Source organism: Microbacter sp. GSS18 (genome assembly GCA_029319145.1).
GTDB lineage: Bacteria > Actinomycetota > Actinomycetes > Actinomycetales > Microbacteriaceae > Microbacterium.
Map to the genome: position 1 here is coordinate 3,481,499 of CP119753.1, position 12,884 is coordinate 3,494,382.

The following is a 12,884-nucleotide window of genomic DNA, read 5'->3' on the forward strand; positions in this document are numbered from 1 at the left end:
CCGTAGGCTGTCCGCATGACGGCGAGACCCCGAATGCGCCACCGCGCGATGCTCGCGACGGCGCTCGCCGGTGCCGTGTTGTCCACGGCGGCGGGCTGCGCGTCCGGCGGCGGGGCGGATGCCGGGTCGACCCCGATTCCGGTCGACGTCGCGTCACGCCTCGAGGCGATGGACGAAGCGGTCGCCGGGTGGCGGATCGCGCAGGACCTGACCGAGGCGCAGCGGCATGCCGAGGCGGCGCGCAACCTGATCGTCGGGCCGGACGGGCCCTTCTACGGTGACGAGGATGGCGATGGTGCGATCGAGGGCGCGAGCGACATCGGGCTGCTGCCCGGTCTCGGCGGTGAACCGGGCCTCGCCCAGCCGCCGGTGAATCCCTGCGTCGAGCGCGACGTCCTCGGCGGCGGATGGGACGACCCGGAGGCGCGCTGGGACGAGTTCTCCGCAACCCTCGCCGAGTGGGCGCCCGGCAACAACACGATGCCCCGGCTGCCGAGTCATCCGCAGCGCGTCGTCGGGTGGGCGACGCTGACACTCGGAACGGACTCTCTCGACGACGCCCGCGAGTACGCGGGCCACGCGCAGCTCCACGTCGACATCACCCGGGCGGCCTATGCGGCCTGCCCCGGTTGATCCCCGCCCAGCGGTTCCACCCCCTTGACGGCGCGCCACAGCTGACTATGGTTAACCTGCAGGTTAAGTGTTAGAGGTTCGCCATGGATGAGCTGAGCTCGGTGTTCGCGGCGCTGGCCAATGAGCATCGACGCCAGATCGTCCTCGCCCTTGCGCTCCGCCCCCACTCGATCAGTGAGCTCGCGGAGCTGCGGGGGCTCTCGCTGCCGGCGATCCACAAGCACATCGCCGTCCTCGAGGATTCCGAGATGGTCCGACGTCGCAAGGTCGGACGCACGACCATCCTCGCCCTGCAACGGGCCCCGCTGCGCCGGCTCCAGGCATGGGTCGGCCGGTTCCACCCCGACTGGGGAACAGACGACGAAGGCCTCGACAACTATGCCGACCACTTCCTGCACCAGGTCACCCCGACGAAGGAGCCGAAATGAAGAAGAAGTTCATCCTCCTCGCCCACGGCGAGATGGACAGCACCCCCGAGGGTCGGCAGGCCCACCAGGCGTGGTGGGAGTCGATGCGGGGTCACGTCATCGATTCGGGCAACCCCCTGATAAACGGTCGCGACGTCACTCGGGCGGGCGAGGTCGCCGCGCTCGGCCCCGCGAGCGATCCCGCCCTCGGGTACTCCCTCATCGAGGCCGAGTCGTGGGACGAGGCAGTGGCGCTCCTCGCCGGATGCCCCATGGATATGTGGGTGTACGAAGCCGTGCCCATGTGACCCGCGCTCGATGGGACGGTCGGCGGATGCCGGGCGGCATCGAGGTCGGGAATGCCGCATCGGCTTCCCGGCGGATGCCTTGAGCCGGGCGGATACCGTCGCTACTGTGGGCGGCAACCGCACTGTGGGGCGGCGCACGACGCTGGGGAACGTCGCGCCGACGCTCGCTCCGCCGGCCCAGAGGAGGGACCGTGCACGCGAAGACGATGACCAGTGCGCCCCGCGATCGCGAATTCTCGGTGATCGATCCGCGCACCGACACCCAGATCTCGACGCGGTCGGCGTTCACGGATGCCGAGGTGACGGCTGCGATCGAGCGGGCGGACGCCGCCTTCCGGGAGTGGCGCGAGACAGATCTCGCGGAGCGCGCGGAGGTCCTGCACCGCATCGCAGACCTGCACGAGGAGAACGCGCGGGAGCTGCGCCGCCTGTCGATCCTCGAGATGGGCGCGCCTCCCGAGAGCGTTGACTGGGGGCTGGACGTCGACGTCTCGATGTACCGGTACTACGCCGACCACGGGCCTGAGTTCCTGGCCGACGAACCGCTCGACCTGCCCGACGGCCGAGGCGTCGTCGTCAAGCGCCCGCTGGGCGTGGTCCTCGGGATCGTGCCGTGGAACGCGCTCGTCCTGCTCACCGCGCGCTTCGCGGCCCCGAACCTGATGGCCGGGAACACCGTCCTGGTCAAGCCGCCGCCGCAGTGCCCCGAGAGCGCAGCCGCGATGGAGCAGATCGCCCGCGACGCCGGCCTCCCCGAGAGCGCGTTCACGGTGATGTACTCGACGCACGACCAGACCGAGCGCATCGTCGCGGATCCGCGGGTCCATGCTGTCTCGTTCACCGGGTCGGCGGCGGGAGGCGCCGCCGTGGCGGAGATCGCCGGCCGGCATCTCACCCGGGTCTCTCTGGAGCTGGGGGGCTCGGATCCCTTCGTCGTCCTGTCCAGCGACGATCTGGACGCGACGGCGGCCGAGGCTGTCGGTCTGCGGCTTCTCGTCGGCGGGCAGGCCTGCATCTGCGCGAAGAGGTTCATCATCGCCGATGCCCTCTACGAGGACTTCGTGGAGCGGTACATCGCGCAGGGCGACACCATCGGCCCGCGCGATCCGGCGGCTCCGGACGACGCGACCTGGACGCTCTCCTCGCGCGTCGCCGCCGATCGCCTTCAGGATCAGCTCGACCGTGCCGTCGGCCAGGGCGCGACGCTCCTCGGGGGCACGCGTGCGGGCAACGTCTTCGCTCCGGGGCTGCTCGTGGACGTGCCCGCGGAGGCCGACGTGCACGACGAGGAGCTCTTCGGTCCGATCGGCATCGCGTACCGTGCCCGCGACGACGACGAGGCCGTTTCGATAGCCAACCAGACGCCCTACGGACTCGGCGCGTACGTCTTCGCGAGCGACCCCGATCACGCCGCACGTGTGGCGGAGCGCCTCGAGTCGGGCATGTGCTTCATCAACCGGGGGCCGGACGTCACGGCTCCCGTCTGCTTCGGCGGGGTCAAGTCCTCCGGTTTCGGGCGGACGCACGGCCGCTGGGGCATGGAGGAGTTCCTCAACCAGCGCATGATCCGCACGGCCTGAGGCCGCACTCCCTCGCGGAGCTTCCATCCCCAAGCGCGAGACCGCCCTCGCGAAACCTGGCAGGGTGGGTCTTCGGGCCGCCGTGCACTCCGCCGGTCGCCGTGCACTGCGAGGGAGTCGTCCATGGAAGTCGCCGGATTCGTCGGCATTCTGATCATCGTCGGCATCGCCGTCATCGCGGCGATCATCATCGGGCTGATCGCCCTGCTGTTCGCGCGCAGCTGGATCAAGGTCGCGCGGGCCGACGAGGCGCTGGTCATCTCGGGCCGCAAGCAGAAGGTGCAGCGCACCGTCCTCGACGCCGACGGCTCGAGCCGCTCGGAGATGACCGAGTCGCCGGTCACCGTCATCGTCAACGGCAAGTCGCTGGTCAACCCCATCACCCAGCGGCACGAGATCATCTCGCTGCGCTCGCGTCAGGTGTCGCTGAACGCCGAGGCCCAGTCGCTCGACAACGTCACGCTGAACGTCGACGGCGTCGCGATCGTCAAGATCGGCTCCGACCCGCTGTTCGTCCGTCGCGCCGCCGAGCGCTTCGCCTCGCAGGACAAGGCGATCGAGCAGTTCACGACCGAGCAGCTCGAAGGCGCCCTTCGCGGCATCGTCGCCACGCTGTCGGTCGTCGAGCTGATGCGCGAGCGCAAGAAGTTCTCCGACCAGATCGCGGCCGACGTCTCGCAAGAACTCGCCGAGCAGGGCCTCATCCTCGACTCCTTCCAGATCAAGGGCATCACCGACGAGATGGGCTACATCCAGTCGCTGGGTGCGCCCGAGATCCAGGCCAAGCGGCAGGCGGCCGAGATCGCGCAGACGAACGCCGACCGCGCCATCAACCAGAAGGTCATCGCCAACCAGGAGGCGAACCTCGTCGAGCAGACGGCGCTGGACACCAACACCGCCAACGCGAACGCCGGCGTCGGCCGCGCCCGCGCCGAGGCGGAGCAGGCCGAGAACCTCGCCCGCGCGAAGGCCGAGCAGGCGGTCCTGCAGCAGCAGGCCGAGAACAAGCAGGCCCAGCTGGACGCCGACGTCAAGCGCGTCGCCGACGCGCAGCGGTACGAGGCCGAGACCCGGGCGCAGGCCGACCTCTACACGCGCGAGCGCTCGGCCGAGGCCGCGGCCATCGAGCAGGTCAAGCAGGCCGAGGCGCGCACGCGCATCGCCGAGCAGCAGGCCGAGGCCGACAAGGCCCGCGCCGCCGGAGAGGCGACCGCGGCCGAGGCGAAGGCCGCCGGTGAGGCCGGCGCCCTGCGCGCTCTCGCGGATGCCGAGGCGGCCGCCCGACGCCTGCGCGCGCAGGCGGACGCCGACGCGATCCGCGCCGAGGGAGAGGCCCGCGCCGCAGCGGTCGAGGCCGAGACCGAGGCGATCGCCTCGAATCAGGAGGCGTTCCTCGCCCAGCGGGTGCTCGACGTGCTGCCGTCGGTCATGGCCGAGTTCGCCAAGGGGTACTCGACGATCGGCAGCGTGTCGATCATCGGCGGCGCCGGCGAGGACGGCGCCTCCACCGTGGTCGGCGGCGACAGCGCGAAGGCCATGCGCTCGGTGTTCGACAGCGTCGAGGCGGCCACCGGAATCGACCTCGCGGCGATCATCCAGGGCCAGGCGGTCGGACGCGGTCTCGGTGCGGGCATCGCAGAGAACGCGCCGGGGAAGAAGAAGTGATCCATCACTGACCCCGTTGCCGAATCCGGATGCCGCGTCCCGTGGGGCGCGGCATCCGCGTGTTCCGGCGCCGACGACGCGCCGCCGGTAGCGTAGGAATCGGCTCGCACGCGGAGGAGGTCATCGGATGGCTCGCCGGGTGCTCGTGGTCGACGACGAGCGTGAGATCCGCGCCGTGCTGAGGGCGTACCTCGAGGCGGACGGCAACGCGGTGTCCGAAGCCGCGACGGGTGCCGACGCCCTCGACCGCATCCTCGCGACGGACGGCACCGCGCCCGATCTCGTGCTGCTCGACATCCGGCTGCCCGATCTGGACGGACTCGAGGTGCTGCGGACCCTGCGCCGGACCTCGGACGTCTACGTCATCCTCGTCACGGCCCGCGCAGAGGAGGCCGACACGCTGATCGGCCTCGCGACCGGCGCCGACGACTACATCACCAAGCCGTTCAGTCCGCGCGAGGTGGCGGCGCGCGTGCGCACCGTGCTGCGGCGCATGCGCGACGACGGCGGCCCGGCGCGAGCCGCGGCCGCGGCCGACGAGCATGTCCTGCGCTTCCCCGGGCTCACGCTCGACGACCAGCGCCGCGAGCTCGTCGTGAACGGGCGCGACACGGAGCTGTCCACCCTCGAGTTCGACCTGCTGCACGCGCTCGCCGCTTCGCCCGGACGCGTCTTCTCACGCGCGCAGCTGCTCGAGGAGGTGTGGGGGTACGACTTCTACGGCGACGAGCGGGTCGTCGACGTCCACATCCGGAGCCTGCGGCGCGCGCTCGGCGACGATGCCGCCGATCCGCGGATGATCGGGACCGTGCGCGGCGTGGGGTACAAGTTCCTGCTGCGCCCCGAGGAGAGCTCATGACGCGCCTGCGGACGCGCCTCGTCCTCTCGCACCTCGTCGTCGCGCTGCTCGGTGGGCTGGCGACCTTCGTCGTCGTCTGGATCCTCACCCCGGTCATCTTCGACCGGCAGATGGGCTCCGGCGGCGGGCCGATGGGCCCCGGCACCGGAGGGCAGGGGTATCGGGAGCAGCTGAACGCCGAGGTCACCGCGGCCGTGACCCAGGCGCTCGCCGTCGGCCTCATCGTCGGCGTCCTCGCCGCCACCGCCGCGGGCGTCTTCGCCGCGTCCCGCGTGGCCCGCCCGCTGCGGGAGATGTCCGCGGCGACACGTCGCATCGCCGCGGGGCGCTACGACGCGCGGGTCACGCCGCCGCGCGAGACCGAACTCGCCGCGCTGGCCGACGACGTGAACACGCTCGGGCGCGCGCTCGAAGAGACCGAGGGCCGCCGCACGCGTCTGCTCGGCGAGGTCGCCCACGAGATGCGCACGCCCCTGACGATCATCGACGGCTACGTCGAGGGCATGATCGACGGCATCCTCCCGGCGAGCCCCGAGGAGCTGGGCAAGGTCAGCGACGAAGTGCGCCGCCTCCGGCGGCTCTCCGACGACCTTTCGGCGCTGTCACGTGCCGAAGAGGGGCGGCTCGTGCTCCACCCGGCATCCGCGGATCTGCGATCGGTGGTCTCGGCCGCCGCGGAGCGCCTGCGCTCGCAGGTCGAGGATGGCGGCATCGCGCTCGACGTGCAGATCGGGAGCGACGTCGTCCCGGTGCAGGTGGACGCCGACCGGATCGCCGAGGTGGTCACCAATCTCATCGGAAACGCCGTCCGTGCCACGGCGCCGGGCGGGTCGATCGACGTTCGCGTCGAAGCGGCGGGGGACTGGGCCACCGTCACCGTCGCCGACACCGGCGAAGGGCTCGACCCGGACGACCTGGAGCGGATCTTCGAGCGGTTCTACCGCGTCCCCGGGCGGCGCGGCGGGAGTACGGGATCGGGCATCGGACTGACCATCGCTCGGGGGATCGCGACCGCACACGGCGGCGATCTGACCGCGCAGTCGGCGGGACCGGGCCGGGGCGCGATCTTCGCCGCGCGCCTGCCGCTGGAGGCCGCCGGCGGCGGGACCCCGGCTCGCTGAGCCCGGAGGCGGTCTCAGATCACCGTCCTCGGCGCGCGAAAGAGGCCGGCCGGACCGCGATGGTCCTGACCGGCCTCGTGTGTGATGGAGTGGATCAGCTCGGCAGCAGGCAGGTGCCGTCGGACTGCTGGACGCGGTCGCCGTTCGCGGCTCCCCGTCCGTTGCCGTTGCCGTTGGCGTTGCCGTTGCCCTGTCCGGCCATCATGCCCGCACCCCGCTCTCCGCGGTCCGCGGCGGGGCCGTTGCCCCCGGCCTGTGCGCCGAGGGTTCCGTCGGCCGCGGCGGTGAAGGCGGCGAGGTGGTTCTCCGAGCCGTCGAGCAGGTTCCCGAGCACGTTGTCCACGTCGGCCGGGTAGTCGGCGGCGATGGCGGCTTCGAGATCCGCGATGTCGGTCTCTTCGATCGTGATCCCGACGCCGTAGGCCGCGGCGAGCGACGTCTCGGCTTCGGTCATCAGGTCGTCGTAGAGCACCTGCAGGTCCTCGTCGGCGTACGTGCCGGCGGCGAGACCCTCGGACGGGTCGTCGATGCCGTACCGGTCGAGGAGGACTCCGACGGCGTCGTAGTGGTTGTCCTCGCTGTTCGTGATCATGCTGAACGGACGAGCCCCGTCGTACAGTTCGGCGATCTCGGCGTAGATGTCACGCGCCAGGCGCTCTTCTTCACGCATGAAGACGAGCATGTCCGCGAGTTCATCATCGGCGGTCACGGTCGCCGTCACCGTCGTCCCTGTCGGGGCGGCGGAGGCTGCGACGGCGCCTCCTGTGGCGAGACCGAGAGCTGCGAGGGCGCTGAGCCCGAGAGCAGTGGCGGTCCGTGTGGTGGTGTTCATGGTTCTCACCTCTGTGGGTTGTCTGCTTGCACGTTCAAGAGAACCCGCACGCGGTGAAGGCTCTGGCGCGGTGAATGTGAAGCGTTCATGAAGATGGCGGCCGGCGGCAGGATGCGCATCAGAGGCATCGGTGCCGGTTCACTGACGTCAGTTTCCTGCCATACGAATTGGCAAGGTGTCAGGATGCTGTCATCTGCCAGTCGTGATTCGCGGTGCCCCACGCTGATCGATCGCGCCTGTTCCCCGTTTTTCCAAGCCATCGAGCGACAGCGGCAAGATGACTGTTTACATACGCGACACGTTCGAGCAATGGCAGTGTAATGCCGCACCCCCATCGTGGGAACACCTGCAGCAGTCGGCGTTTTACTGCCACCGACGAGGAGCCGGGTCGGATCCGCAAGGGCAACCGACGATCCCCCGGGAGCACCACGAGCAATTCCTGACCGGCGATCGGCGCATCCGAACGGATGCGCATCGCGGGCGGTGACAGGCGTGCGCCACGTCGGCGATTCGTCCATCCGCTCGGGAGATCGCATCCGCATCACATGAAACGGAGCACAGCATGATCACCACGAGCAGGAAGCGCCTCAAGGCGATCCTGGCAACGGGCGCGTTCGCCGCGAGCGCCGCCCTGGTCCTCTCCGGCTGCGGCGCTCGCGCCGGCGACACCCCGGCGACCGAGTCGGCCTCCGCCAGCTGCGTCGACACATCGGGCGACACCATCAAGCTCGGCTTCCTCAACTCGCTCACGGGCGGCATGGCGATTTCCGAGACGACGGTCTCGAACGTGCTGCACATGGCGGCCGACGAGATCAACGCCGACGGCGGCATCCTCGGCAAGCAGATCGAGTACATCCAGGAGGACGGTGCCACCGACTGGCCCACCTTCGCGGAGAAGACCGAGAAGCTGCTCACGCAGGATTGCGTCGCGGCGATCTTCGGCGGCTGGACCTCGTCGTCCCGCAAGGCGGTCAAGCCCGTCGTCGAGGAGCACAACGGCCTGTTCTTCTACCCCGTGCAGTACGAGGGCCTCGAGGCGTCGCCGAACATCTACTACACCGGCGCGACGACCAACCAGCAGATCATCCCGGCGATGGACTTCCTCGCCGCGGAGGGCGTCGAGACCCTCTTCCTCGCGGGCTCCGACTACGTCTTCCCGCGCACGGCGAACGCGATCATCAAGCTGTACGCGGCCGAGCTCGGCATCGAGATCGTCGGTGAGGAGTACGTGCCGCTCGACAAGGACGACTGGACCACGCAGGTCGCGAAGATCGTCGAGGCGGAGCCGGACTTCATCTTCAACACGATCAACGGCTCGTCGAACGTCGGCTTCATCAAGGCGTACTACGACTCCGGTCTCTCGCCCGAGACGACCCCGATCATCTCGGTGTCGATCGCCGAGGAGGAGGCCCCGGCGATGGGCCACGAGGTCACTGGCAACTACGCGTCGTGGAACTACTTCCAGTCGCTCGACACCCCCAACAACCCGGCGTTCATCGAAGCGTGGCAGGCCTACCCGGGCTCCAGCGGCGTGACGAGCGACCCGATGGAGGCCGCGTACATCTCGCTGTACCTCTACAAGGAGCTCGTCGAGGCCGCAGGGTCGTTCGACGTCGACGAGGTCAACGCCGCGGCTGCCGCCGGCGGGATCACCGTCGACGCGCCCGAGGGCGTCGTGACGCTCGACGGCGAGAACCACCACATCTCGAAGCCGGGCCACATCGGCCGCATCAACGCCGACAACCAGTTCGACATCGTGTGGGAGTCCGACGGGTTCATCGAGCCCGACCCGTACCTCTACGAGTACGACTGGTTCCCCGAGGACATCCGCGAGTCCCTCGTGGCCGCCGCGGGCTGATCCCCTGCGGGTGCGGGGTCGCGTGCCGGGAACGGCGCGCGGCCCCGCACCCCAAGATCCCCGACAGAAGGGAGTGACCCGCACATGGATGCGCTCATACCGCCCCTGCTCAACGGCACCGCTCTGGGTGCGCTGCTGCTGCTCTCGGCCCTCGGCCTCACGCTGACCTTCGGGCAGATGGGGGTGATCAACATGGCGCACGGCGAGTTCATCATGGCCGGCGCCTTCGTCGCCTACCTGACCCAGCAGGTCATCCCTTCCAGCGACATCTCGATCCCGGTGGCGCTGCCCGTCGCCTTCGTCGTCGCCGGCCTGCTCGGGCTCCTGCTCGAGATCGGCATCATCCAGTGGATGTACCGCAGGCCGCTCGACACGCTGCTCGTCACGGTCGGCGTCGCGCTGATCCTGCAGCAGGCAGCGCTCCAGATCTTCCCCGCCCAGGGCGTCCCGGTCGAGAACCCCGGATGGCTGCAGGGTCAGATCGACGTCTTCGGATACGCGTGGCCCTACCGCCAGGCCTTCACGATCCTGCTCGCGGCCGTGTGCGTCGCCGCTCTCGCCGCGTGGCTGAAGTACACGTCCTTCGGCCGCCGGATCCGCGCGACGGTCCAGAACCGCGACCTCGCCGAGACCGTGGGCGTCCGCACCCGCAGCGTCGACCGCATCACGTTCTTCGTCGGCTCGGGCCTGGCGGGCGTCGCCGGTGTGGCGGCATCCCTCATCGGCGGGACCAACTCCCAGATGGGGACGCAGTACATCATCCCGGCGTTCCTCGTCGTCGTCGCCGGCGGCATCGGCCAGATCAAGGGCACCGTCATCGCGGCGCTCGTGATCGGCGTCGCGATGGCGCTGTTCGCCGACTGGACGACCGGCAGCCTCGCGCAGGTGCTGGCCTTCGTCCTCGTCGTCATCTTCCTGCAGATCCGCCCGCAGGGCCTGTTCACCGTGCGCACAAGGGGGCTGGCATGACCATGCTGACCAAGCTCAAGCCGTGGGCGTCGCTCATCGGCATCGGGGTGTTCGCGATCATCCTGCTCGCCGTCGTCCCGGCGGTGTTCTCGATGCACTGGATCAACAACATCGGCAAGTACAGCGCGTGGGCGATCGTCGCGGTCGGCATCGGGCTCGCCTGGGGCCGGGGCGGAATGCTCGTCATGGGTCAGGGCGTCTTCTTCGGGCTCGGCGCGTACGCCATGGCGATGCACCTCACCCTCGAGACCACGGGACCCGACGCGACCCCCACGTTCATGATCCTGTACGACCCGCTGGCGCCGGTCCCGCTGTTCTGGGAGCCGTTCCGCAGCGCGGGCTTCACGGTGCTGGCGATCGTGCTGCTGCCCGTGATCGTCGCGGGCATCCTCGGCTACGCGCTCTTCAAGAGGCGGGTCAAGGGCGCCTATTTCGCGATCCTGACCCAGGCGCTCGCCGTCGCGATGGCCGTCCTGGTCAGCTCGACGATCCGCGAGACCGGCGGTGACACGGGCCTGAGCGGCTTCCGCTACTTCTTCGGCTATGTCCTGAACGACGATGCGAACAAGCTGATGATCTACATGATCACGGTGGGGCTGCTGATCGTCTGCATGGTCGTCGTGTGGCAGCTGTACCGCAGCCGGTTCGGCGAGCTGCTGCTGGCCACGCGCGACGCCGAGGAGCGCGTGCGGTTCCTCGGCTACGACCCCGCCAACATCAAGCTGACCGCCTTCGTGATCGCGGCTGTGATGGCGAGCATCGGCGGTGCGATGTTCGTGCCGATCGTGGGCATCATCACGCCGGCCGAGATCGGAGCGTCCGCGTCCATCCTCATGATCGCCGGCGTCGCACTGGGCGGCCGCGCGTCGCTGTTCGGCCCCGTGCTGGGGGCGATGGCGATCGGCTGGGGCCAGTCGAGCCTGGCCTCGAGCTGGCCCGAGGGCTGGATCTACATCCTGGGTCTGCTCTTCATCGTGGTGACACTCTTCCTCCCCAACGGCCTTGCCTCGCTGTACGCGAGGGCGAAGACGCTCCTGCAGCGGACCCGAGCCGACAAGCCCGGACCCGACCTGCCCGCGCCGGTCGAGAAGGAGAAGGTGTCCGCATGAGCGGGAATGCCGAGGCGACGTCGGTCGCCGAGACGCTGACGCCCGACGACGCGACGAGCGTGAACGTGTCGAACCTCACGGTGAGCTTCGACGGGTTCAAGGCCGTCGACGACGTCAGCCTGCTGATGCTCAAGGGGCAGGTGCACTTCCTCATCGGCCCGAACGGGGCCGGAAAGACGACGCTCGTCGACGCCCTGACCGGCCTCGTCCCCTCCACCGGCACTGCGACCTACAACGGTATGGATCTGGTGGCCATGAAGGCGAACAAGATCGTCCGGGCGGGGGTGGGACGCACCTTCCAGACCGCGACCGTCTTCGAGGAGCTGTCGGTGCTGCAGAACCTCGACATCGCCGGCGGCATGCACCGCAAGGCGTGGCGACTGCCGTTCACGCGCCGGGGCGTACCGGAGTACGTCGAATCGGCGCTCGAGACGATCGGGCTGAGCGGTCTGCGCGACAAGCCGGCCGGGACCCTGGCACACGGGCAGAAGCAATGGCTCGAGATCGGGATGCTGCTGGTGCAGGACGCGAAGGTGATGTTCCTCGACGAGCCTGTCGCGGGCATGAACGCCGACGAACGCGACGAGACCGGTCAGCTGCTGCGACGCATCGGAGATGAGCGCACGATCATCGTGATCGAGCACGACATGGACTTCGTCCGCAATTACGCGGAGTGGGTCACCGTCATGCACACCGGCAAGCTGCTCACGGCCGGGACCGTGGAGCAGGTCCAGGCCGACAAGCGCGTGCAGGAGGTCTATCTGGGATCCGCGGCGGATGCCGCCGTCGAAGGGGAGGGTGGGCACTGATGCTCGAGATCACGGGAGTGACCGCCGGCTACGGCCGCACCAAGGTGCTGCACGACGTCTCCATCCGGATTCCGTCCGGTCAGGCGGTTTCGGTCATGGGACACAACGGCGCCGGCAAGACGACCCTGCTGCGCGTGGCCACGGGGCTCCTCCCCGTCATGAGCGGTCAGGTGCTCATCGACGGTGAGGATGTCACGAAGATGCCGCCATCGAAGCGCGTCAAGCGGGGTTTGGGCTATGTGCCTCAGGGACAGCAGTCCTTTCCGCAGATGACGACGCTCGAGAACCTCCAGCTGGTGGCCAAGCGTCAGTCCGACATCGACGAGGTGTTCGACCTCTTCCCGGTGCTCAAAGAGCTGCTGGGCCGCCGGGCGGGTCTCCTCTCGGGCGGTCAGCGTCAGCAGCTCGCCATCGCCCGCACCCTGCTGACCAAGCCGAGACTCCTGGTGCTCGACGAGCCGACGGAGGGCATCCAGCCCAACATCGTCGCCGACATCGAGCGGGTCATCATCGACCTCACACGACGCGGAGACCTGTCGGTGCTGCTCGTCGAGCAGCACGTGGGGTTCGCCCTGCGATCCACCAGCACCTACTACGTGCTGCAGTCGGGGCGGATCACGATGACCGGCGACGGCGGGGCCGCGGCCCTCGACTCCGTCCGCGAAGCCATGTCGATCTGAATCAGATCGATTCCTCGCGGCAACGCGGTCGAAACACGCTCTCGGCAGAATCCT

General features: G+C 69.3%; 13 protein-coding genes. 12 read left to right on the forward strand and 1 reads right to left on the reverse strand.

The window, feature by feature from the left end; translation table 11 throughout:
* The first annotated feature begins 15 nt into the window (after positions 1-15).
* The 7 genes from P0L94_16095 (at position 16) to P0L94_16125 (ending at position 6,573) form a co-directional block, all read left to right on the forward strand.
* Positions 16-633 carry a hypothetical protein gene (locus tag P0L94_16095; GenBank protein ID WES63976.1) on the forward strand — a complete coding sequence of 206 codons (618 nt, stop codon included), beginning with the start codon at positions 16-18 and terminating at the stop codon, positions 631-633.
* 83 nt (positions 634-716) lie between these two features.
* Entirely contained in the window at positions 717-1,061 is a 345-nt protein-coding gene (locus P0L94_16100; protein WES63977.1) for a metalloregulator ArsR/SmtB family transcription factor, read from the forward strand.
* Positions 1,058-1,348 carry a hypothetical protein gene (locus P0L94_16105; GenBank protein ID WES63978.1) on the forward strand — a complete coding sequence of 97 codons (291 nt, stop codon included), beginning with the start codon at positions 1,058-1,060 and terminating at the stop codon, positions 1,346-1,348. Before P0L94_16100 ends, P0L94_16105 begins: the two co-directional genes overlap by 4 nt.
* A gap of 191 nt (positions 1,349-1,539) precedes the next feature.
* The gene (locus P0L94_16110) at positions 1,540-2,928 is read left to right on the forward strand and encodes an aldehyde dehydrogenase family protein (protein ID WES63979.1); all 1,389 of its coding nucleotides are present in this window, start codon (positions 1,540-1,542) and stop codon (positions 2,926-2,928) included.
* A gap of 123 nt (positions 2,929-3,051) precedes the next feature.
* The gene (locus tag P0L94_16115; GenBank protein WES63980.1) at positions 3,052-4,593 is read left to right on the forward strand and encodes an SPFH domain-containing protein; all 1,542 of its coding nucleotides are present in this window, start codon (positions 3,052-3,054) and stop codon (positions 4,591-4,593) included.
* 127 nt (positions 4,594-4,720) lie between these two features.
* The gene (locus tag P0L94_16120) at positions 4,721-5,452 is read left to right on the forward strand and encodes a response regulator transcription factor (GenBank protein ID WES63981.1); all 732 of its coding nucleotides are present in this window, start codon (positions 4,721-4,723) and stop codon (positions 5,450-5,452) included.
* Positions 5,449-6,573 carry a HAMP domain-containing sensor histidine kinase gene (locus tag P0L94_16125; protein ID WES63982.1) on the forward strand — a complete coding sequence of 375 codons (1,125 nt, stop codon included), beginning with the start codon at positions 5,449-5,451 and terminating at the stop codon, positions 6,571-6,573. The genes P0L94_16120 and P0L94_16125 overlap by 4 nt, the downstream gene beginning before the upstream one ends.
* 94 nt (positions 6,574-6,667) lie before the next feature.
* Here P0L94_16125 and P0L94_16130 read toward each other — a convergent pair whose 3' ends face one another.
* Positions 6,668-7,405, reverse strand: coding sequence for a DUF2202 domain-containing protein (locus tag P0L94_16130; GenBank protein ID WES63983.1), 738 nt, complete (start codon positions 7,403-7,405; stop codon positions 6,668-6,670).
* Between the two features lie 562 nt (positions 7,406-7,967).
* On the opposite strand from P0L94_16130, the gene urtA reads away from it, so the two are divergent.
* From urtA to urtE, 5 genes are all read left to right on the forward strand, one after another.
* The gene (gene urtA / locus P0L94_16135) at positions 7,968-9,263 is read left to right on the forward strand and encodes an urea ABC transporter substrate-binding protein (GenBank protein WES63984.1); all 1,296 of its coding nucleotides are present in this window, start codon (positions 7,968-7,970) and stop codon (positions 9,261-9,263) included.
* An 84-nt stretch (positions 9,264-9,347) separates the two neighbouring features.
* Positions 9,348-10,232 carry an urea ABC transporter permease subunit UrtB gene (gene urtB, locus P0L94_16140; GenBank protein ID WES63985.1) on the forward strand — a complete coding sequence of 295 codons (885 nt, stop codon included), beginning with the start codon at positions 9,348-9,350 and terminating at the stop codon, positions 10,230-10,232.
* Positions 10,229-11,341 carry an urea ABC transporter permease subunit UrtC gene (urtC, locus tag P0L94_16145; protein WES63986.1) on the forward strand — a complete coding sequence of 371 codons (1,113 nt, stop codon included), beginning with the start codon at positions 10,229-10,231 and terminating at the stop codon, positions 11,339-11,341. Before urtB ends, urtC begins: the two co-directional genes overlap by 4 nt.
* Positions 11,338-12,150 carry an urea ABC transporter ATP-binding protein UrtD gene (urtD, locus tag P0L94_16150; GenBank protein ID WES63987.1) on the forward strand — a complete coding sequence of 271 codons (813 nt, stop codon included), beginning with the start codon at positions 11,338-11,340 and terminating at the stop codon, positions 12,148-12,150. The genes urtC and urtD overlap by 4 nt, the downstream gene beginning before the upstream one ends.
* A complete protein-coding gene (gene urtE, locus P0L94_16155; GenBank protein ID WES63988.1) occupies positions 12,150-12,830 on the forward strand; it encodes an urea ABC transporter ATP-binding subunit UrtE in 681 nt (226 codons plus the stop codon). Before urtD ends, urtE begins: the two co-directional genes overlap by 1 nt.
* Positions 12,831-12,884 lie beyond the last annotated feature (54 nt).

Bases quoted from the DNA above. Each gene is read 5' to 3' on its own strand.
- P0L94_16105 (WES63978.1), top strand. From the start codon at position 1,058: ATGAAGAAGAAGTTCATCCTCCTCGCCCACGGCGAGATGGACAGCACC.
- P0L94_16115 (WES63980.1), top strand. From the start codon at position 3,052: ATGGAAGTCGCCGGATTCGTCGGCATTCTGATCATCGTCGGCATCGCC.
- urtE (WES63988.1), top strand. From the start codon at position 12,150: ATGCTCGAGATCACGGGAGTGACCGCCGGCTACGGCCGCACCAAGGTG.
- P0L94_16095 (WES63976.1), top strand. From the start codon at position 16: ATGACGGCGAGACCCCGAATGCGCCACCGCGCGATGCTCGCGACGGCG.
- P0L94_16120 (WES63981.1), top strand. From the start codon at position 4,721: ATGGCTCGCCGGGTGCTCGTGGTCGACGACGAGCGTGAGATCCGCGCC.
- urtD (WES63987.1), top strand. From the start codon at position 11,338: ATGAGCGGGAATGCCGAGGCGACGTCGGTCGCCGAGACGCTGACGCCC.
- urtB (WES63985.1), top strand. From the start codon at position 9,348: ATGGATGCGCTCATACCGCCCCTGCTCAACGGCACCGCTCTGGGTGCG.
- P0L94_16125 (WES63982.1), top strand. From the start codon at position 5,449: ATGACGCGCCTGCGGACGCGCCTCGTCCTCTCGCACCTCGTCGTCGCG.
- P0L94_16100 (WES63977.1), top strand. From the start codon at position 717: ATGGATGAGCTGAGCTCGGTGTTCGCGGCGCTGGCCAATGAGCATCGA.
- urtC (WES63986.1), top strand. From the start codon at position 10,229: ATGACCATGCTGACCAAGCTCAAGCCGTGGGCGTCGCTCATCGGCATC.
- P0L94_16130 (WES63983.1), bottom strand. From the start codon at position 7,405: ATGAACACCACCACACGGACCGCCACTGCTCTCGGGCTCAGCGCCCTC.
- urtA (WES63984.1), top strand. From the start codon at position 7,968: ATGATCACCACGAGCAGGAAGCGCCTCAAGGCGATCCTGGCAACGGGC.